Consider the following 21,378-nt stretch of genomic DNA (forward strand, 5'->3'; position numbering starts at 1 on the left):
TGTAAAATTGAATTAGGGTGCAAAGGTAGGGAGAATATTTGGTTTACTCTTGATACACTTCAAAAAGGAAATGAAAAGTTAATGTTGGAAAGTTTGGAAGGTTAAAAAAGTTGGAAGGTTTTTCTATTTGGATTGGAAGGTTGGGAAGGTTGAAAAGTATTAAGGTTGCGGAGATTGGAAGCCATAAGGAAATCAAACCAACTTATAAACTTCCTCTAGTTTTTTTGTGTCTTCAAGGGATTTTGTGAAAACTCCGGGAAGGGCAGTCAGGATGGTCAGGCCGGCAAAGACAAATAGAACCGCAAAAACCTGCCAAAAACCCAAAGTTGATGGGTCTAGCAAATTAAAGTTCCCCACGTATTTGTATCCCTGTATCATAAACTGAAGCGGAAGATAAGTGAACATCAAGATCCCTTGATTTCCCCTCCATGAGGCATAGTTTTTGTATTTCCGGAAACCTCTGCCAAAGGAATAAAACCACCAAACCATTACAAAAGCCAAGAATAACAAACCAATCAAAAATTCGCCTCCATCACCGAAACTGAAATACTTCTCTAAAACATACGCACTTTGGAAGTAACAAAAAGTCAAAAGTAAAGGAACCAATATCTTGATGCTTAGGAGATTGGATTTCAATTCTTGCCAAAAATATTTCGTCAGGCGGGTTTCTATCAGCTTTTTATAAGACTCCTCCAATCCACTGAATCCAAAAATCCCAAATGAAGCATGTACTTTTTGAAAGGCTTCCCCGATGTTAAGTTTCGGGTTTTCTTCAAGCATTGTTTCCACCTTGCAGGCCACATGGTCCAGGATTTCATATTGGACATCGATTTCAGGATATCCTTTTTTGGAAATCAGGTTTTTGAGTTGCTCGATTTGGGGTTTGGTGAGTTTCATTGTTTGGTAAGTTTCAATTTTTCATAAGTATTGCTGACCAACCTGATCCCGATGATCAGTTGCCCGGCTAAGATTCCCATAAAGGCGGGCATGAAGATTTGCTTTGGAATGGTTGAAAATTCCAGTAACAAGTCAAAAGAAAATGACATGCACACGTACAGTAAAAACATGCTGTTGATGACGGACATAAACTCACTGCTATTGCGCATGGGCTTTGTGAAAAGCTTATAAAAAAACGGTGCCGTATTTACAGTGATCATCACAATCAGGAACGTAGAATACGTGTGGCTTGCTTCTATGGAACCAATACGGATCAGGAAATAGGTCACGCAAAATGCGAGCAGGGCCAAACCAAAATTTTCCGGATTAAGCCAACCTGCCAATAATTTTTTGAATGCGGAAGAATGATGACTGATCAAAATCTGTCTTTGGAACTTGTCTAGATTCAACTTTGCGAGCTGTTGATCCAAAGCCAATTCAAATGATACCGTACTTTCTTCCATTTCCTGCTCGACGGCTGATGCCAAGTGATCCACCAATTCAGAGCGAATGTCTTGGTAGTAAATCCCCGTTTGGATGGATTGGTTTATCTTTTCGATTTGGGGTTTGGAGAGTTTCATATCAGAGATGTTTTGGATTTGATTTTCCAGACTTCGAAAAGGGAAATCCCATAAAACATAAGACCCATAGTAAGAACCAAACTGATCTGTGGAAGGAACGCAAAAGGAATTTCATGAATGTTCAAGAATATCTTTGACATTTGAAGCAATCCATTGAGAATGAGAACCGGCAAAGTAATCCTTAAGACCAAGGCTTCGGATAAATAGGATTTGATGATGTCTTTCTGTTCTGCGAAAATGCTTTTTGCGATCCGGGTTCTTTTTCGCCAATTGAATAGCACAAAAATGGAGAAAACAGCCAATAAAATTATCGGGACATACATCATCAAAAAGTATTGATCTTCAGACCTGAGGTTCATTGAGACAGTGAACAATATCAACAAAAGTCCAAGGCTGTATATCAGTTTGGAAAAGCAGAAGTAGTTTTTTATGATAAGCCATTGGCTTTTTGAAATGTCTTTTCTGAGGTTTTTCTGAAGATTTGCCTGCAAGGCATGGCAATAACCATAAGTGAATTTTTCTTCGAGTTCTGCCATTTGACCGTCAAAATCATCCTCCTCAAATTCCTGCAAGTGGCTGACATAATGGTCATAGACTTCCATGAGGATTTCAGCCGAAGAGATTTCTTTTCGGACGATGGCACATTTGATGGCTTGTAATTCTATGGCAGTCAGGTTTCGCATGTATTTGTTTTTATCCTTTGAGGTTTCTTTTTAAACCTCGAAGGATTCGGTTTTTAGATTTACTTTTTTCATTCAAAACATTGGGTTTCACAAACAAACCTTCGAGGTTCCAAAAAACTCAAAGGTTATGTCAATCCAGGATTCCAGGTGGGATTCAGGATTCTTTGGAGGTTTTCTACAAATCCCTGTAACTCGGCCATTTTGTTGTCCACTTCCTTTTGACCACCCTTGGTCAGGCTGTAGTATTTACGGACCCGGTTATCGACCTGCTCGATTTCTGTGGTCAGCAATCCATCAGCTTCCAACTTGTGCAGGGCAGGGTAGAGGGCACCTTCCGTGATTTTGATTTCCCCGGCGGTCAATTCCTTGACTTTTTGGGTAATTTCATAGCCATACATTCTTTCATTTTCCTCGAGCAGTTTGAGGATAATGGTCTGCAGGCTTCCTTTGATCAGGTTGTTGTTTGACATGTGAGTATCGCAATCAGGATAGAAAGCGAATATAAAAGAAAATTATATACATAAGAAATTTATGCATACAATTCTTTGAGTTCCATGACTAGGGGAGTTTAACATTGATTAACTAACATTTTAACAAAATTTTGAATTTGACTTAGACAGGGTTAGTTGGAACCAACTATCTTTGGATTAATAAAATCTATCCTGTCATGAAAAAAATTTACTTTTACCTACCTATCCTGCTCCTTTTCTCCATTTTCCAAAATTCTTATGGACAAGGAAAACTAAACCTGGAGCTCTACGGTGGACCTCAAAAGTCTCATAATGCTATTTCTGTCAGTCCGCAGTCCCCGGAGTATAGCGTTTCGACCCCATTCGATTACCATCTTGGAGCTAATTTCCTTTACAGGATCAAAGGTCCATGGCAATTGTCATTACAGGCTGAATATGTTAGAAATTCTCAGAAGACAATTTTCTATCCGAATTTTCCTGACACCAATCCAATGGTCAAATGGAGGTTCTCAGATTTTTTCGGTAATTATAGTATTGGTACAAGGTACAATTGGGAAAAAGAAAAGTATGCTCTTTTTGTTCAACCCTCAATCGGGGTAACAGTCAATAATTATTATGATTTTCCCCAGCAAGGTTCCGGTTCCGGTATTGTCTTTGGTTCCGAAGAAACAGCTTTCGCAGCAAACTTCAGGCTTGAAACCGGAATAAAATTCTATACCAAAAGGATGAATTATTTTGTATTTGGTCTTAGACATCACCAAGGATTAAGTGAATTGAATTCGCTTGACAGAGAATTTCCCTCTTCAAATTACAAAACAGAAATAGGTAGGAAAGGATCCTATACAGGGCTTTTCGTAGGTTACGGGATCAATTTTGGCAATAAAAGCAGCAGGGAACAATTCCGGTCAAACCGTCCTGACCGAAAAGATGAAAAAAGAGATCTAGCCTGGAAAAGTGGTCCGTATGTGATGGTTTCAGGATTTCTCCGCTTTAGGCCAAAGTCTGAAAGAGAGCCCAATCTTGAGTTTTCACATATTTCGGGAGGAAGTATTTTTGCGGCAGGCTACAGATTCAATGCTTTGAGCGTGGAAACTGGGTATGCACTATTTAATACCCGTACTAATGTATCTGTTGCAGGAACAAATGTTAACATGAATCTCAACAAAAGCTTTGTGGTAAATACTGTTCCTTTGACTCTCAAATATGACTTTCAGGTGGGTGATAAAAATAGGCTTCGATTTGGGCCCACTTTCTCTGCATTCTACGCTTTAGGTACCAATGGAGAAAGACTCCGAGAAGGAAGTTTCGGTGGTACAGGACCTGACGGAAAATTTAACCTGGATTTTAGAACAAATCCTACTGATCCGAAAGGTGCCATATTTTTCAATGCGGGCATATTTGCCGAAGTCCCGATCTTCAATTCAAGTTTATTGAATTTTAAGGTTTCCCAGAATTTTGGCAGTCCAAAAGTAGGCCTGATGGATGTGACAGGAGAGGTGAACGGTCAGCCTGTGAACTTTGAGAGTTCAGGCACGCTGAATGGTTTTATGCTGGAATTAGGGTATAAGTTGCCTTTGAATGTGTTGTTTAAGAAATAAAATTAGCTGATTTGAGATAATCCAAGTATTTTATTTTTTAAACTTCGTAAAATATTCCAACCAATTTTTAGTTAGTACAATATGATTTAACAATTATTCCCCTTTTCTATGAAATTAAAGTTTGTTTTGTTGGGATTGATTTTGATGATTTTTGTGACTGAATCCAAAGGACAGGGCAAATTCAATTTGGAGCTTTCAGGTGGGCCTTCAAAGTCTTTTTTGAATTTTGAAAATTCTGCTTTTGAACCAGTATTTCGATCCTATACCAGACTGGCATGGCATGGTAGTCTGGCGGGGTATTATGCAATAGGCAATGGCCTGGAGTTGGGACTTCAATTGGATTTGGTCAAGAGAAATCACTGGAGATCTTTTGGTGAAAATAATCTAAGTCCATTTACCTTTTTAGGTGAGAATGTTTTTCAAAGTGGACTGTTCATAAGAAAATCATTTCTCAATCTCCAAAATCGCGGATTTTACTTGGAATCCGGTCTCAGTGTGATTTTCCCACCAGCTCCTTTCAACCTTTTAAGCAAAGGAGAATCTAATGATGGGATTGAGACAGGATTGATCACAAGCAGATTAGGTCTAGGCCTGAATGCTGAAGTAGGCTATAAAATTTTAAATAGAAGGGATAATTATTTCCTTATCGGCCTTAGATACCAACAGGGACTTTATCGGATGGAACAATACAATATCCCGATTTATAATAAATTCGACCAAATGGCTGTTCACCAGGTCAGAAGTAATGGTTCCTTTGCATCCGCATTTTTGGGTTACGGCATCAATACTTCCAATTGGAGCAAACACTATAAGAAAATCCCCCAACGCTATTACAACCAAAATAAGATGATCAAAAATGAATTGGCCAATGCTGATGGTTTTTATCTAATGGCTTATGGAGGTTTTAGGATTAAAGATCCTATAACACCAAGACAGGACATTTATTTTAATAGCAGTGGTCAGTTCAGTACCGTCTTGGGGTATAAAATGGGCAGGTATTCATTGGAGACAGGATATGGACAATTTTCTGCGGGTAATAATATTTCATTTGATTATGGACCCCATCAGCCATTCTGGACGGATTGGGTGGTTTATGGAATCAATACGCCTTTTGTACCTTTGACTTTCAAATATGATATTCCGATTTCAGATCTCAAGACGGTAAGATTTGGACCGAGTTTCAGCTCTTACTTTTTGTTAAAAGACAACACCCATCAAAACAATTACATCTATCGGACCACAAGTGGAGCTAGGATTTTTGAGGATGGCAGTAGGATTGACGTGACAGGAGTGGTTAGGCCTTTGCCCATTGAAGCACGGAAGTATATGTTTTTCAATGCAGGTATGCACTTGGAGTTTTTGGTTTTCAATTCCAGTTTCATGAGTTTGAATGTTTCGAGGAATTTCGGGTCTCCTGTCATCAGCAGATTTGAAGCGGACTATCAGGTTGAGGCCACGAATATAAAATTTGAGCAGGAAGCCACTTTAGATGGATTCAGGTTTGATTTTGGCTGGAAATTGCCATTGAATATCCTTAATAAACAAAAGAAACTGGCATTGAAACAGTGGTAAGGATAGGATACCATTTAAGTTGCTACATAATTCCCTCATATTTTTTAAAAATAAACAACTATCAAGAGATTGATCGTTGTTTTATTCAACTTGCATTTTGATAATTGAAAGAAAAATTCATCACTTTGAAAGCATGAACTACCAAGCAATCATTGACGACATCTACCATGAATTAAAGGACCAGGATTTTAGAGGAAAAGTCGCTGACTATATCCCCGAATTGGCAAAAGTCAATCCCGATTATTTTGGGATTGCCTTGGTGGATCGGGAGGGGAAAGTGTATGGAGCGGGAGATTTTGAGATTCCTTTTTCCATTCAAAGTATTTCCAAAGTCCTGACCCTGACAATGGTCGCCCATGTTTTCAAAGATAAACTTTGGTCCAGAGTCAATGTCGAACCAAGCGGTAATCCTTTCAACTCGATTGCGCAACTGGAATTCGAAAAAGGAATCCCAAGAAATCCCTTTATCAATGCCGGGGCATTGGTCATCACCGATGCGCTCAGCACATTACACCAAAATCCCTTGGAAGAAATCCATGCTTTCATCAATGAAATCGTGGGAAGAACCTGCGTCCAAATCGATGAATCGGTGATGAACTCGGAGATCGCCCACTCGGAAAGGAATACGGCTTTGGCCTATTTTTTAAAAGCTTATAACAACTTCGAAAATGACATCCAAGAAGTCATCAGGACTTATTGTGGCCAATGTGCCATCGAATTGTGTTGTGCGGACTTGGCAAGATCGTTCTCCTTTTTGGCCAATCATGGATATTCAATTTATGCCAAAAGGGAAATCCTCAGCCCGATCGATACCCAAAGGATCAACGCATTGATGCTCACTTGTGGTTTTTATGACGAGTCGGGGGAATTTGCTTTTCGTGTGGGCTTGCCCGGAAAAAGCGGTGTGGGTGGAGGAATCGTCGCCGTGATGCCAAACAAATTTTCTGTCGCCGTCTGGAGTCCGCCGCTCAATGGAAAAGGCAATTCTCCAAAAGGAGTCAAAGCCCTGCAACTGCTGAGGGAAAAATTGAAATATTCTCTATTTGAAGAAAGAAAGTAGGAAGTATCAAGATTTTAGTATCAAGTATCAAGACAGAAGCGCGAGACGAGAAACGAGAGGCGAGATTTTTGGACAAAGTATGATGTGCCAAGACCAAGCTTTGAAAATGGATTGAAAAGAATCAAAGAAAATTTTCCTTTTCTTTTCGAATCGTCAACATTTTTTAAAATGCTCAGAATACGGAATGATATTCAGACTATTCTATTTAGGCCTCGTCCACGATAGCGATCGGGATCGGCCACCGGAATCTTGTTGAAGAAGAGGTGGAGATGTGAAAAGCGGCAGAGCCGCTTTTCACATCTCCACCTAATAAACCCAATATCCCTGTTCCCCGAGCCTGCCGAGGGGTAATTTAAATTTATGTCATTTGTAAGTAAGGAGGTACGACTGGGAAATCTGTTTGAGAATCAAGATACTTGGTCCAGAAGATATTTTTAATGGCAATAAATTCGGGTATTAAAAATCAGTTAACCAGTTAATCAAATAACCATTTAAACAATCTCCCAACAACGCGCAGCAGACAACAATTAAAACAATTACAACCACTACAACATTGATAACCAAATAACCAATTAACCTTTCACCCAATCACTTCCTCTCCAACCTCACTTCCACTCTTCGGTCAAGTTCATTGGCAGTTTGGCGTGTTCCTCGGATGACCTGACCGCCGGTTTCCAGTCGGAGTTGCTCATCTTCCAACCCAAATTCATTTTTCAGAAAATCTGCCACGGAATTCACACGTTCTTCCGCCAGCCTGAGGTTGAAATTCACATTTCCGGTATTGTCTGCAAACCCTGTTACCACCAGTAGATACCCTTCATTGTTTTTCATAAACTGGCCTAAACGGCTTAATTTTTCGGTTTCTGAGGCATCAGGGATCCTTTGGTTCAGCTTAAAATAGACGATTTCCTTGGATTTGAATAGCGGTACTTTGGGTTCTTCATTGGATAGCGAGTCAACGGGGATTTCCAAAGCCATTGATGCTGAATCTCCCTCCAAAGTTATTCCGCGTAGATCCACCCCAATCATGGCGGAAGAAATTGCCAATATCGTCTCTTGGTTCTCCAGAAATGCCTGTGCAACAGCTGCAGAGTCAATAGAAGTATTGTCATTATCTCTGTTGTCTGACAAAGCCACCACCGTGGCTACTCCTCCTGCTGCAGCAAAAGGCCACCACCATCTTTTTCGTCTTTGTCCCTCATCCCTGGCTGCGACTGTGTTTTCTTTTTGGATGGTTCTGGTATTTTCAATGTACTGGGGTTTTTGCTTTTTGGGTTTATTGGCTTTTTGGTAGTCACTATACTCCCTCAAAATCCTGTCCCGCTCAGATTTCAGATATTTGTTTTCCTCTTCTATTTGGATTCTTCTTGCCTCCGAGAGAGTTTCCTGATTTGACGCGGCCATGGACATCGGGGCTGCCTGGTTATCGGTGTTTTCCCCGTTTTCTTGTGTATTGGTTATTGTGGATGAAGTAGCAAGATCCTTTTTTTCCGAACTCAAGGCTGAATCACGGAAAACAGAATCTGAAACCGCGACCTGCTTTTGAAAAACACTATCCATATTTGGGAGAACCAAAACCATTTGCTCCAGAGGAAGGTTTCTTTTGAGCTCTGCTAGCGAGTCAATTTCCTGAAAAAGTTCCCCCTGCCTGCGGTAAAGGCTGTCCATACTGTATCTGATATTGAATCTGGCTTTTTCTGAAGCAAGCAATAAATCCTGCTTTTCTTTTGGATCCAACCTTGTGTCCTTCTCCAGATTTTCATATTGGCTGTCAAAAGTCCGGGAAAGATCCAAAAGCCTTCTTTCTGTTGTTTTTCCCTCCAGGATCCGGGTTTCTCTTTTTTGGATTTCCTGCTCAAATGCCAGGATTTTTGTGGCATAAGCCAAACTGTCTAACCTTTCAGTTTCGATCAATTGGAAAGTATAATTAAAATTATTGGTGATTTTGACTTGTCTTTCAGGCAATGAATCGAGTTTGTTTTCCGGTTGAAATTTTGAGGTTTCTTTTTGGTTTATAGGACTATATGGATGATAAGAGCTCAGTCTTGGTGCTTTAAAAGTCTTTTTGCTTGCCCCGAAATTGAATTTCAAACCGATCCCATGGTAAATGATCCAATCTTTGGCACCGTCAGGATGGCCGCGATAGGGGCTTTCAGGATCAATTACATTTGTCCCCGGTTTGGCTGCATAAGCCTGAAAATCATTGTCATATTCCATCCTGTACCTGCCGCTGACATCGTCAAGGAAATCAGTGAAAGTATGCAGGAAATCAGATTGGGCAAAAAACTCAACCCTTGATCCTAATCGGACCCTGAAACCCAAACCAAAATTAGCATACCATGAATTTTGGTCATAGCCATTGACCAACTCGGTATTCCAATCCGGAAGGTTTGTCTCATAAATCCCATCATGGATTATCCCCGGCAAATTCTGGTCATAGCGTTGGCCATCACCATCCAACAGGTCGCCTTTCACCTCAAAATGGATATAACCCAAACCGATTGTAAAATAAGGGGCAATCAATGAATTGGCAGAAAGTAGCCTGTCATTGTCTGATTTGAAAACAAATGAAAGCCCAAGATCACGGGTATGGTTTTGAAAATTCAATCCCCGGGCAAAGTTGGGGTTCTCTAGGTACAGATCCCCGTCACGTTGAATATACCTGTCACTCATCCCAAAATGGTAATTACCAAAGTTCAGCATGAGTCCAATGGTCTGATTCAGCTGCTTCTCCAAAAATATCTTATAGGAAGGCCGGTCAGCATAGTTTTCATTATAGTAAAACAAATGCCTGTTTGCATCCCAATTATGCAGCCCGTCGAGCCTGTAAGGGGTGAGGTCACCATAATAATTAGTGAATCCGCCGCTTGCCCCGATCCTCCACTGAAATTCCTTTTGCTGGGAATATGCTCTCCCAAAAATGCAAATGAGGCCAAGCAATAAAAGAACGGTTCTTGTTTTCATCTTTACCGTAATTTATTGAGTCCCATCCAAAGGTTAAATTCCAAGCTGATTCCAGTAAAAAACTGCACATAATCATTGCTGATTCCGGTATTGATTTCTTCTTGGTTGACCAAAACAGCCCCAACATTGAACCTCATAATCCGGAAAAACTTATACCCTATACCGGCATACATCGGTACCCCAATAAATTGTCCGGTGATTTTGTCTCCTTGTTTTGTTTCAAAGTTTTGGATAAATACACCTGCAGAAAAGGAGGTATTCCCAAGGAACTTGGTGAATGTCCTGTTGCCCAAAGGAATGGAAACTCCCGTGTAAAATCCATGTAGATATTGGGTATCCGGCAAGTACCTTTTGAAAGGAATAGTCGCATATCCAAAATTCAACGGCAAGGTTGAAGGTTTCTTTTCAGTCGGGAAACTATCTATCCTCCTGATTTCGACCAAGGTCAGCAAGCTGTTGTCTACAAATTGATCCGATTCGTTTTGGGCTGCGGCAATGAGTTCATTGATGTATTGGTTGGCATACACCGCTTTGTCGTTGTCTTCTTTGTTTTTGCCGGTGATGTTAAACCTTGCTTTCCTGAGCTTCAGGCGGTCTCTCTGTTCCAGTTTTTGACGGAATATTCCGCTAAATCCTTTGAATTCTTTTCCTAAATAATGCCGGTAATCTTCCAAAGCATCGATCACGATCTGATCCATCTGGGCCATCATGACATGGTTTGGGTGGTTGGCCCTGATACCTCTTGAGGAAACCTCGAGATTGGCCCTGATGTAGGATTCAAGGTTGTTGTTGATGGATCTTTTTATGGCTTCAAGCTGGACAGGTTCTGCTTTTTTGAAAAAGCTGAACTCAAAGAGGTAATTTTCATTACTTCTCAATGGGTCAGAGACGAATAATTCAAATTGGGAAATTTCAAAATCAAATGGTTTTTCCCAGGAATAGGTTTTTTCTATGTTGGACGATCTTCCTCCCCTCAGCACCTTGACTTCTACGAGTTCAATATTCTTAGGCAAAGTGCCTTTTACAAAGAAAATATCCTCAGAAGGCATCGGCATGTTTCCATTGATTTCATTGGAAAGAATATCGTAATTGACTATTTTGATTTGTGCAGCTACTTCATATGAAAAGAGTATCAGGCATAGAAAACAGATAAAAATCCGGATCATTTTTCGGGCTGGTTTAGCAGTTGTTTCCACGGAATATCGGTTGATTTTTTTCTAAAATCAAAAAAATAAAAAAGTTTAAAGTTCAAGAATAAAAAGTCAAATCCGACGGTTTGCCAATATTTGATAGTGTAGGTTTCAGGTCGTAAAATCCTGCTTTCCTACTTGAATTTAGCCGTTTTTTCTTCCATGGTTACATTGGAGTTATTTCTGATTTGCATCCGGTAATATACCAATACTTCATCCGCACCGGCTGCCAATACGGCCTCTTGTGCAAGTAAAGCTATCGCCATCAGCTTGTCCTGTGGGCCTTCCATGACGGTTTCAAATGGAGTGACTTCATATTTGACGCCTGATTTTTGGATGACTTCAATGGCTTTGTCCACCAAAGCATAACTGTCAAGGGTTTTGCTTTTTGGGACGATCTGAATTCCGAGGTTGATGGTTTTGGACATGGTTTAGATTTGAGATTTGAGACGTGAGATTTGAGAAAGATGCGAGAAACGAGGGAGGTCTCCGTCACTCTGAGTGAAGCGAAGAGTCTCTATCCGAATTTGTCACTATGATAATAAGTGAGACCCTTCGTTCCTCAGGGTGACGAACCTGGTAACGCAGAGCAGACAACCCTTACAACAAATAGAACAATTACAACCAATACAACTTTTCCCCCTACCTCAAGTACTCCTTCACCGCTTTCTTCCAGATTTTGTAGCCTTTGGCATTCATGTGGAGACGGTCTTCGACAAATAATTCTTCATTTGGACTTCCTGACTTGTCAAGCATTGGTGTCCAAACATCGATGTAAGTTACCTTTTCCTTGTTTTGGGCCAGCATCCTGACTTCCTCATTAAGGGCCATCATTTGACCTCTTTTCTCCCAACGGCTTGGACTTGGCTTGGTTCCGATAAAATAAAATTCTGTCTCCGGAAATTTCGTGCTTACCCTTTCCATCAGTACCGCATATTCGCTGAGCACCTGCCTGACAGGTTTGCCGGCATTGATGTCATTCTCCCCCACATAAATAAAGATTTTTTTGGGTTCAAAATTGATGACCAGTTCATCAAGGTAAAGCAAAAGGTCATCTGTCTGTGATCCTCCAAATCCGGTATTGACGATTTTCGATTTTGGAAAGTCTTTTTCCAATGTTTTCCATAAACGGATACTTGAGCTTCCGGTAAAGACAATTCCGCCTCTATAAGTTGGAATATCTGCGTATTTGACGACCAAAGCCGCAACCTCACCTGCGAATCTATTTTCCTGTGCCTGGATATTTGCCGAACTGTAGGAAAAAAAGAAAACAAGCAGAAGGATCTTTGTGCCAAAAGGATTTTTCATATTCAATGGTTTTTCAATAATTGCTTTAAACTTATGATGTGCCAATTTCGGACAAAAAATGAACACTTTTCTAAAGTTTTCCAGATTCGGACAGAATATTGGAAGTCATTACCTCCCCGTGGTTTGAGAGATTTTTTTACCCAAATCTTGTTTCTAAACCTTATTTCCCTGATTCTATCCCATTTTTATCAAGTGAAACCAAAAACTCCATACTTTCGCAGGTTCTAGTTCGTTTTTTGTTAGCAGTTTTGTATTCCAAGCAATCCCATCCGATTATGAATAAAATCACCAAATTCTTTTGGTTCTGTTCCGGTGCGTATGCGCCCCTGTTGGCCAAAACACCGACCGAAACACACAAATATGTCGGCATCGGCGGAACTGTATTTTTTACAGGACTTTTGGCAGCGATTTCTGCGGGATATGCGCTCTATACGGTATTTGAATCTCCCTGGTACGCTATCGGATTTGGGTTGGTTTGGGGTTTGATGATTTTCAACTTGGACAGGTTTATCGTGGCAAGTATGCGCAAGCGCAACAATGCTTGGGCGGAATGGAAGATGGCTTTGCCAAGATTGGTGTTTGCAGTGCTGTTGGCCATCGTGATCTCAAGACCATTGGAACTTAAGATTTTCGAAAGGGAAATCAACAGGAAATTGGATGAGAAAAAAACTGCCATGATCGCCCAAAGCAAGGAAGCTTTGAAAGCTGGATTTTCTGAAATCAATGGATTGGAAGCCAAAAAAGACAGCCTAAAATCTGAGGTTGCTACCGCTACAGCTTTTCGGGACAAAGTCCAAAAGGAATATGATTTCGAGCGCTTCGGTACCAAAACCGACGGAACCAGCGGAATAGTCGGATTGGGAAGCAATGCCAAGAAAAAAGAACAGCAACTTGACGTAGCGCAAAAAGACTTGGAAGCACTTCGTGCCGGTCATCAGGTTAGAATGGATACTTTGGATTCTGAAATCAAAAAACTGACTGCTTTGAGAAAGGCGGAATTTGATAAGATCCAACCCAATATCGACGGATTTGATGGATTGGCAGCGAGATTGGATGCTTTGGAGATTTTGACCAAAGAGAGCAATGCCATGTTTTGGGCCAATATCATGATCATGCTGCTTTTTGTGGCAGTGGAGACCGCACCGATTTTTGTCAAATTGATATCCCCTAGAGGACTTTATGACGAATTGTTGGACTTGGCAGAATTGAGGGTTCAGGTATATGCCAATGAACAAACTGTCAAAACCCGGGAAAAGAGCGAGCAGAATATTCAGGTATTCAGAACTGCAAATGGGGTGAGGGTTTGATTTAAAAATTTGTTTGAAGTCCGAAGTTGGAAGAAAGCATTTTGGCGAAAAACCATTCGGAAAGCTGAGGTTTTAAGCAATCTAAAGATAATGTCCTTTTGCAGAATAAATAAGAACTTTCTCCTTCCCAACCTGATACACCAATCTATGTTCTCGGTTTATTCTCCTAGACCAAAATCCTGCTAATTCATACTTTAATGGTTCCGGCTTGCCTGTACCTACAAATGGATGATCAGAAAGTTCATTTAATAAAACCAAGAGTTCTTTCAAAATTGCCTTGTCCCACACCTTTTTATGGAAGGCAATATCTTCATTGGCTTGATTTGAAAAATCTAATGTGTAGCTCATTTAAGCCCTAAAAATTCCTCAAGTTGATCCTTTTCAACGCTCACAAATTCCCCATTAGCAAACTGCTTTCCGCTTTTTTCAATTTTTACCAAAAAATCTGGGTTATAATTACCATCCTTTGTAACCTCAAATTTGATTTTTAGAGCATTCATAAAAGCTTTCAATACAGTTTCTTCCTCCTTGTTTTGAGGATGTACAATGAAAATATCTTTAGATTCCATTCTCTTGATTATCTGTTTATTATCAAATTTAACGTATCTGCCCCTATTTAACAAAACCAATTCTAATCACCTTGAGATGTGATTAGGAATGTGGATGCGCAATCTGGATTTATTTTCTGTAGGATTTGTTTTGTAATTCTTCACATCAAAATGAAGCAGTAATCGACAAAGTGATGGTCAGGTTTTCTTTAAATGTCGGATTTGCATAAGGTCCATATCGGTAAAAAGCACCGAGTCCCCATCCCCGGTATTGAAGTCCTGATTTTTGTTTGAGTATATTGTTTAATTCAATGCCCGATTCGAGATAACCTTTTTCCATGGTTTTGAAATCGACAAAATCATAAAACTCTGGATTACTCAAACTACCGATAGCAAAGCTTTGGTGAAATTTGAGTTGCGGGGCAAAAATTGCTTTCCCTGCTTTTTTGTAAAACAAAGGACCTGTCTGATGGGAATAGCTCGCATGCATACTCCTGTCAGAAAGGAATTCATACAGAAACATGGTCTGTAAATATCCCGGAAACGACAGTGCAAAGTCCAAAGCGTTCCTCTGTCCGACATTGATACCATAACCTGTATTGAGGTAGGAAATCGGCAGGTTATCTCCCCATATGCCATGTGCCGAAAGGTGGAATTGATTCAGAGAATTGCCGGAACTCCATTGGTGTTGGAATTTGAACTCGGTATTCCAAAAATCCACATTTCCTCCAATCGCATCCGGAATGGCTTTGGACGCCCGCAAGCTGACGACAGGATAGGACATTGTCCATGATATCAGGTTGTTTCCGATTCTCGACACACTTTCTCCCCCAACAAAACGGAAGTCGATGCCTGTTTCCGTTGCCGTGAATACTCTCGGAAAATCATCCGAAGGAACTCCTGTAGCATAATTCAATACATTAGCCCTGTTTTCTACTGATCCGAAAAAGCCCAATCTGACGCCCTTTAAGGGCATTTGGGAAAATTCTACAGAGTAGCGTTCCACTTCATCCATGCGGTCTGCAAGGAAATTTCTGAAGATGTTACCTGTGGAACTGAACGAATTTGTTTTGGGCAACAGCATTTTTCCCGGTTCGGAGATGTCTTGGCTGTAGTAAAAAAGTAATTTGGAGTCATATTTTTTATCCAACCTGAGTTCTGTTCCTGCTCCATATTTCCAGCCTTTGTCTCTGAATCCATACCTAAAATACCCTTCAAATCTAACAACATCGGACAGGGTTTCATTGGAGGACATGCCCAACCCTAATCCCACACTTTCAAATCTATTGAATCTCAATACCCTGTTTGGAATCAGATCAACAGGGCCCAATGGAATTCTTCCCGAGCTCAGTTGGGTCAATAACTTGGAGGCCATATTGAGACGTCTTTTGTCTTTTTCGGGCATATTGTCAAACCTTACATAGGTGAGATACTCCCGGGAAGTAAGTGAATCCAAACGGAGATTACTCCAATCATAAAGGTCATTTTGAATGTCAAAATTGAGTGCAATCGGTCCGAACTTCGTACTCCGATCGAGCTCATTGATTTGTACTTCGGAGAGGAAAGTCTGGTTGGTGATTTTAAAAGCTTTCCCCTCAAATTCCATTTCCGGTGCAAGGTAAATACTGTTCAGTTGCTCAGGAAACCAATTTTTGCCATCCCAACGGTTCTTTTGTTGCAATTCAAAAAGCAGGTTTGTATCTGGGTCGGATGGTTTGATGACCATATTTTCCAAGGCATATTGCAGAGAGGAGATGTACATTAGTCCTTTACCCAATTGGTAGACTTTGCCTTCTTTGGGTTGGTAGCTGATGATGTAAGAAGTGCCGATTTCATTTTGGATACTGTCTTCGAGGAAGTAATCGTATTTTCTCAATCCGTCATTGGAAAGTGGATTGACATAAGGGACTTCCAGGATTTTGATATGGTCTGTGTAAAATGAAAAGGGTTGAAAACTGCTGGAGGCCATGGTAACCAGAGGGTTTTCTATACCCGACATTTTGGAGGCTTTGACCGTTTCGTTCCTTTTTCCCGGCTTTTTGAATACCACTTCGGAGAAGCTTTCAGTCATAAAAATGTGCCCTCCTTTTAGAAAATTTACTGTGGTATCATCCACTTCAGGCTGTTCGTTAAGTCCATCCAAAGTCATGACCATTTTATTGTAACTGGTAAATCGATATGAATCCAGCCTGTCAGGATTGTTCAGGTCTTTGTTGGCAATTGCCTTGCGGATGATGGGCAAGGCAGGGTTTTCACCTGCAAGGATTTGTACCTCGCCCAATTCAACAGTCCTTGACACCAAGAAAATATCCGGCTGGGACATTAAAGCTTGGAGGGTAATTTCTTGTGGAAAATATCCGACATGTGAAATGATCAAAACCTCATTGTCTACAAACGGATCCAGTCTAAACAAACCCCTCACATCTGTTGTCGTCCCCTTTCGTTCTTTTCCTTTGACCTGGATATTGGCAAAAGGGATCGGTTGGTTTGTTTTTTGGTCGTAAACATGACCTGAGAGCAAGGTTTGCCCAAAAATGGTTAAGGGAAATAAAAATAGCAGGTTAATCAAAATTAGTATGTGGCTGATTTTCATAGATTGAATCTCTAAACTAATTCTTATACCCGTCCTGCGTGAAAATGTTTTCCTATTTACACCAAAGCAGGTTTTAAGTGACCGAAATAGAAGTTTTGGAGGCTTTGTCCTGTTGGTCCAAGCGTAAGATTACCTGATCGATTGTTTCCATTTAAAATTTTGTGAGAAGAGATTCCAAAAAGTCACCTACAAAATATGCCACCAATGCAGCAAGAAAGCCCAATAACAAGGTTTCTGAAATACTTTTGAGAGTATTGGTCTGATTGACAAAACTCTTCAGCCAACCCACCACCAAGAATGCCAGACCCGTAAATAAACTTGTCCAGAAAAAGAGGTCAATATCAGTTTTCCAAATCAAATCATATACATAAACTATCAAAGGGATAAGCCCTATCAAAATGAAGGAAGCAAGAGTGGCCAATCCGATTTTGAAAGGGCTTTTGGAATCTTCCATCATGTTGAGTTCATCTTTCATCATCTCATTTACCCACCGGTCTTTGTCAGACACGATGACGTCGACGACTTTCTCCAGTAATTCACCCTCAAAACCTTTGGCTTGGTATATCTCGACGATTTCCTGCCTTTCTTTGTCAGGGATATTTTCGACTTCCCAATATTCAATATTCTTGTGTTTCTTGTAATTTTCTTTTTCAGACTTGGCAGAAAGGTAAGCGCCGACAGACATCGAAAATCCATCGGCAAGGAGATTGGCAAATCCCAAAATGATGATGATCGAAGTATCCAGATCCGCCCCGACGGCACCTGCGACCACCGCAAAAGTTGTCACCGCGCCATCGATTCCTCCGTAGACAAATTCACGTAGGTAATTTTGTATGTTTCCTGCAAAACTGATTTCCTTATGAATTTTGGCTTCTTGCATCATATTGTTTCAAACAACATCCATTCATTGATTTTTTCTTTCTCAGAAAGTAACCAAAGGCAATGGAAATTACAGGTTTTCCATCAAAAATCTCTTTACATTCTCTCCCATGATGGCTTTGATTTCGTCATCAGAAAAACCCTCTTTCATCAGGGCCTCGACGATGATGGGCAGGCCTGTGATATCAAAAGGAACACCCACACTGCCGTCATAATCCGACCCAAGGGCCACATGCTCGATTCCGACAAGGTTTTTGACACGCTTCATGCAGGCCACGATTCCTTTGATTTCATCTTCCCCTACAGCCATGTCAAAAAAGGCAATTCCGATAATCCCTCCCTTGGATGCCAGCCTTCGGATCTGATCATCGGAAAGGTTTCGGGGAGAATTGAGTACTGCCCGGATACCGGTATGGGAAACCATCACCGGCTTGGTAGAAAGAGCCAATATATCGTCAAACATCTTTGGCGAAGCATGTGCCAAATCAATGATCATGTTCAGTTCATTCATCCGTTTGACTACGGCTATGCCAAAATTGGTCAAGCCTTCCCCGCTCATACCATGCGCAGAGCCACCTAGTTCATTGTCAAAAAAGTGGGAAGGCCCGATAAGCCTGACTCCTGCTTCATAAGCTTTGTCCAGGTTTTCTATTTTTCCTTCAAGTGCATGACCTCCTTCGATTCCCAATAGCCCCCCAATGATGTTTTTGTCTGTTTTTCTGGATTCTGCCAGTTGCTGAACATCCTCTTGTGACTTGATGATCATGAATTGCCCATCGAAACCATCTGAAAATTCCTGTAGTAAGGCAGATTGGTATAGCGTTCGCTTCATCAGGCTAAACCAGTTGGATACAGGCCTGCCCTGGGCGATATTGAGTAGGGTGATGTTGTCAGTGGCATCGGCAGTGTTGGCTTCCATATTTTGGCCTTTGGGAGATTTGGAGACAACCGTAAATACCTGCATCGCAACATTCCCTTCCTGCATTCTCGGAAAATCCACATGTCCATGGTCAGACCTCTTGGTCAAGTCTCTTCCCCACAGCAAAGCATCGCAATGCAGGTCTGCGACAAACTCGAAGGAATTGAAAAGTGCCAAAGCTTCGGGTGAGACTTTGTATGGTGGGAGGGATTTGACAGGATTCCCATCTTTTTCTATAATTCCCGGTACGACCATCGTTGCAATCCAATAGATTAAAAAAAGGCTTATAAATGCAACAAGTGCCTGCTTCATAGGTATAGGTGGTTTGGCTATTAAGATAAGCAAAAAATGAAATATGATTATCCGCTGCTTTGCCGCTAACTCAAAATTTAATAAAAAAGCTGCGGTTAATCTGATAAGTCCACGGTTGACAGTCCATAGCCTGTGCAACGGATCTTCGATCCGTGTTTTTAGGGTTAGTAGTATGAAATCAGAATTACAAAAAGAAATTACAGGAGCAATGTATTTTTTCAGCCTGTCAGTTTTCCTCCAAAACCTCTTCCCCGGTTTTTACCGGAATCAGGTTTTCAAATTCTTCCATCGTAAAAATCCTTGACCTGATCAAAAAACGGATTCCCATCGGTATTTCAATCGAAAAACTGCTGCCTCTTCCCGGTGTCACGTCCAAGGTAAGTTCGGTATGCTTCCAGTATTCAAATTGATCTGCACTCATAAAAAAATCGCAGCCATAGACTTTTCCCATCCAAATGTCACTGGCGCCTACTTTAAAATCACCCTTTTCGAAGCACATCGGCGATGAACCGTCACAGCAGCCTCCGCTTTGGTGAAACATCAGGTCTGTTCCAAAGCGTTTTCTTAAAGTGTCAATCACCTCCATCGCAGCTTCTGAAATCAGGACTCTTGGTAAATTGGTCGCTTGTGTCATGGTTTTTTGGTTTTATTTTTAAAGCTACTTTGACCATAGACAAGGTCCACAGTCCATACCTGTCCGCCGTGGCGGAGCCGCTACAAATGCGCTTCGATCCGAGTCTTATATGGCTGGCGGCAAGGAACCACATAATTATCTATAATAATTATTTTTTGTAAAAAATGAGAAGTTTCCTCCTTTCAAAGGAAACCTCTCAAATCTCACGTCTCACGTCTCACGTCTCAAATCTGACGTCTCCTTAAAAGAAGCCGAGTTTTTTCTTATCATAAGAAATCAGCATGTTTTTGGTCTGACGGTAATGGTTGAGCATCATGAGGTGGTTTTCTCTTCCAAAACCTGATTTTTTGTACCCTCCAAATGGTGCATGGGCCGGATAGGCGTGGTAGCAATTGACCCAAACCCGTCCTGCAAGTATCGCTCTTGGTACCTGATACAATTCATGGGCATCTCGAGACCAAAGTCCTGCACCCAATCCATACATGGTGTCATTGGCTATGGCAATGGCTTCCTCCGTGGTTTTGAAAGTAGTCACGGAAACGACTGGTCCGAAAATTTCCTCCTGGAAAATCCTCATTTTGTTATGGCCCTTGAAAATCGTCGGCTGGATATAGTAGCCGTTTTCCAATCCCGAATTCAGTGACGCTTTTTCACCGCCGCAAAGTACTTCTGCACCTTCCTGCTTTCCGATATCTAGATAGGATAGGATTTTTTCGAACTGGTCATTGGAAGCCTGCGCACCCATCATGGTATCTTCAGCGAGAGGATGTCCCATTTTGATGGCTTTGGTGCGGGCGATTACCCTTTCCATAAATACATCATAGATGTCCTCATGGACCAGAATTCTGGATGGACAGGTACAGACTTCACCCTGGTTCAAGGCAAACAAAACAGCACCTTCCACGGCTTTGTCGAAGAAATCATCATCTGCATCAGCTACTGATTTCATAAAGATGTTCGGCGATTTTCCGCCAAGCTCCATGGTGACAGGGACAAGGTTTTCGGAAGCGTATTGCATGATCAATCTTCCGGTGGTCGTCTCTCCGGTAAAGGAAACTTTGGCAACCCTACTTGATGAAGCAAGAGGTTTTCCTGCCTCGACTCCAAATCCGGTTACGATATTCAGTACTCCCGGAGGAAGGATATCCCCGATCAGTTCCATAAGGACCATGATGCTTGTTGGGGTTTGTTCGGCAGGCTTCACTACAGTACAGCATCCAGCTGCTAGGGCAGGGGCGATTTTCCATGTCGCCATCAATAGAGGGAAGTTCCATGGGATAATTTGGGCTACCACGCCAAGTGGTTCGTGCAATGCAATGCTGACCGTATGCTCGTCATGCTCAGAAATGGAGCTTTCATCCGCACGGATCACACTTGCAAAGTACCGGAAGTGATCTATAACCAATGGCAAATCAGCCGCACGGGTTTCCCTAAGTGCTTTTCCGTTGTCTATTGTTTCTATTCTTGCCAACATCTCAAGATTCTCTTCGATGACATCGGCTATTTTATTCAATAATTTGCTTCTTACGGCTACTGAAGTTTTGGACCAAGAGGGAAAAGCCGCATGTGCTGCGTCCAATGCTTTTTCGATATCTGCTTTGTTTCCTCTTGCAGCTTTTGAAAAAACCTTGCCATCGATCGGGGAAATGTTGTCGAAATATTCTCCCGAGGAAGGTGCTACCCACTTTCCACCGATAAAGTGGTCATACTTTTCTTTGATGTGAGGCCGCTCTACCGGCTTTGCCTCGGATAAGGTCAATGTTGTCATGATTTAGATTATTTTGGATTTATTCAAATTTCCCCAATATTTTATCCAAAAAATCC

At 41.3% G+C, this 21,378-nt stretch carries 19 protein-coding genes; 4 read left to right on the plus strand and 15 right to left on the minus strand.

Features of this window, described 5'->3' with window-relative positions:
• Positions 1 to 192 precede the first annotated feature (192 nt).
• The 4 genes from MMU05_RS04495 to MMU05_RS04510 all read right to left on the minus strand — a co-directional run bounded on the left by MMU05_RS04495 (position 193) and on the right by MMU05_RS04510 (position 2,670).
• The gene (locus tag MMU05_RS04495; RefSeq protein WP_241140479.1) at positions 193 to 897 is read right to left on the minus strand and encodes a hypothetical protein; all 705 of its coding nucleotides are present in this window, start codon (positions 895 to 897) and stop codon (positions 193 to 195) included.
• Positions 894 to 1,517 carry a hypothetical protein gene (locus tag MMU05_RS04500; RefSeq protein ID WP_241140480.1) on the minus strand — a complete coding sequence of 208 codons (624 nt, stop codon included), beginning with the start codon at positions 1,515 to 1,517 and terminating at the stop codon, positions 894 to 896. The genes MMU05_RS04495 and MMU05_RS04500 overlap by 4 nt, the downstream gene beginning before the upstream one ends.
• Entirely contained in the window at positions 1,514 to 2,200 is a 687-nt protein-coding gene (locus tag MMU05_RS04505) for a hypothetical protein (protein WP_241140481.1), read from the minus strand. Before MMU05_RS04505 ends, MMU05_RS04500 begins: the two co-directional genes overlap by 4 nt.
• A 125-nt stretch (positions 2,201 to 2,325) precedes the next feature.
• Complete coding sequence (locus MMU05_RS04510; protein WP_241140482.1) at positions 2,326 to 2,670, minus strand: PadR family transcriptional regulator; 345 nt, start codon at positions 2,668 to 2,670, stop codon at positions 2,326 to 2,328.
• A gap of 197 nt (positions 2,671 to 2,867) precedes the next feature.
• On the opposite strand from MMU05_RS04510, the gene MMU05_RS04515 reads away from it, so the two are divergent.
• The 3 genes from MMU05_RS04515 to MMU05_RS04525 all read left to right on the plus strand — a co-directional run bounded on the left by MMU05_RS04515 (position 2,868) and on the right by MMU05_RS04525 (position 6,900).
• Complete coding sequence (locus MMU05_RS04515) at positions 2,868 to 4,268, plus strand: hypothetical protein (RefSeq protein WP_241140483.1); 1,401 nt, start codon at positions 2,868 to 2,870, stop codon at positions 4,266 to 4,268.
• A 108-nt stretch (positions 4,269 to 4,376) separates the two neighbouring features.
• Positions 4,377 to 5,840 (plus strand): hypothetical protein, encoded by a 1,464-nt coding sequence (locus MMU05_RS04520; RefSeq protein ID WP_241140484.1) that lies wholly within the window; start codon positions 4,377 to 4,379, stop codon positions 5,838 to 5,840.
• A 133-nt stretch (positions 5,841 to 5,973) separates the two neighbouring features.
• Positions 5,974 to 6,900 carry a glutaminase gene (locus MMU05_RS04525; RefSeq protein WP_241140485.1) on the plus strand — a complete coding sequence of 309 codons (927 nt, stop codon included), beginning with the start codon at positions 5,974 to 5,976 and terminating at the stop codon, positions 6,898 to 6,900.
• Positions 6,901 to 7,488: 588 nt separating this feature from the next.
• Here the strand turns inward: MMU05_RS04525 and MMU05_RS04530 are convergent.
• The 4 genes from MMU05_RS04530 to MMU05_RS04545 form a co-directional block, all read right to left on the minus strand.
• A complete protein-coding gene (locus MMU05_RS04530; RefSeq protein ID WP_241140486.1) occupies positions 7,489 to 9,864 on the minus strand; it encodes an OmpA family protein in 2,376 nt (791 codons plus the stop codon).
• A 2-nt stretch (positions 9,865 to 9,866) separates the two neighbouring features.
• Positions 9,867 to 11,030: a hypothetical protein gene (locus MMU05_RS04535; RefSeq protein ID WP_241140487.1), complete on the minus strand. Its 1,164-nt coding sequence runs from the start codon at positions 11,028 to 11,030 to the stop codon at positions 9,867 to 9,869.
• A gap of 158 nt (positions 11,031 to 11,188) precedes the next feature.
• Positions 11,189 to 11,482, minus strand: a complete 294-nt coding sequence (locus MMU05_RS04540; protein ID WP_241140488.1) for a thiamine-binding protein — start codon at positions 11,480 to 11,482, stop codon at positions 11,189 to 11,191.
• A gap of 214 nt (positions 11,483 to 11,696) precedes the next feature.
• On the minus strand, positions 11,697 to 12,362 hold the full coding sequence (locus tag MMU05_RS04545; RefSeq protein ID WP_241140489.1) for a GDSL-type esterase/lipase family protein: 666 nt from the start codon (positions 12,360 to 12,362) through the stop codon (positions 11,697 to 11,699).
• 275 nt (positions 12,363 to 12,637) lie between these two features.
• Here MMU05_RS04545 and MMU05_RS04550 point away from each other — a divergent pair, with 275 nt between their 5' ends.
• Positions 12,638 to 13,669 (plus strand): DUF4407 domain-containing protein, encoded by a 1,032-nt coding sequence (locus MMU05_RS04550; RefSeq protein ID WP_241140490.1) that lies wholly within the window; start codon positions 12,638 to 12,640, stop codon positions 13,667 to 13,669.
• A gap of 81 nt (positions 13,670 to 13,750) precedes the next feature.
• On the opposite strand, the gene MMU05_RS04555 is transcribed toward MMU05_RS04550, so the two are convergent.
• The 7 genes from MMU05_RS04555 to MMU05_RS04585 all read right to left on the minus strand — a co-directional run bounded on the left by MMU05_RS04555 (position 13,751) and on the right by MMU05_RS04585 (position 21,322).
• Positions 13,751 to 14,017, minus strand: coding sequence for a Txe/YoeB family addiction module toxin (locus MMU05_RS04555; protein ID WP_241140491.1), 267 nt, complete (start codon positions 14,015 to 14,017; stop codon positions 13,751 to 13,753).
• Entirely contained in the window at positions 14,014 to 14,238 is a 225-nt protein-coding gene (locus MMU05_RS04560; RefSeq protein ID WP_241140492.1) for a DUF2683 family protein, read from the minus strand. The genes MMU05_RS04555 and MMU05_RS04560 overlap by 4 nt, the downstream gene beginning before the upstream one ends.
• A gap of 145 nt (positions 14,239 to 14,383) precedes the next feature.
• Positions 14,384 to 16,810, minus strand: a complete 2,427-nt coding sequence (locus MMU05_RS04565; protein WP_241140493.1) for a DUF5686 and carboxypeptidase-like regulatory domain-containing protein — start codon at positions 16,808 to 16,810, stop codon at positions 14,384 to 14,386.
• Between the two features lie 151 nt (positions 16,811 to 16,961).
• Positions 16,962 to 17,690, minus strand: coding sequence for a VIT1/CCC1 transporter family protein (locus tag MMU05_RS04570; RefSeq protein WP_241140749.1), 729 nt, complete (start codon positions 17,688 to 17,690; stop codon positions 16,962 to 16,964).
• A gap of 69 nt (positions 17,691 to 17,759) precedes the next feature.
• Entirely contained in the window at positions 17,760 to 18,920 is a 1,161-nt protein-coding gene (locus tag MMU05_RS04575) for a dipeptidase (RefSeq protein WP_241140494.1), read from the minus strand.
• A gap of 226 nt (positions 18,921 to 19,146) precedes the next feature.
• Positions 19,147 to 19,554 carry a DUF779 domain-containing protein gene (locus MMU05_RS04580; RefSeq protein WP_241140495.1) on the minus strand — a complete coding sequence of 136 codons (408 nt, stop codon included), beginning with the start codon at positions 19,552 to 19,554 and terminating at the stop codon, positions 19,147 to 19,149.
• 241 nt (positions 19,555 to 19,795) lie between these two features.
• Positions 19,796 to 21,322: an aldehyde dehydrogenase family protein gene (locus MMU05_RS04585; protein ID WP_241140496.1), complete on the minus strand. Its 1,527-nt coding sequence runs from the start codon at positions 21,320 to 21,322 to the stop codon at positions 19,796 to 19,798.
• Positions 21,323 to 21,378: the final 56 nt, after the last annotated feature.

This window comes from Cognataquiflexum rubidum (assembly GCF_022538115.1).
GTDB classification, from domain to species: domain Bacteria; phylum Bacteroidota; class Bacteroidia; order Cytophagales; family Cyclobacteriaceae; genus Cognataquiflexum; species Cognataquiflexum rubidum.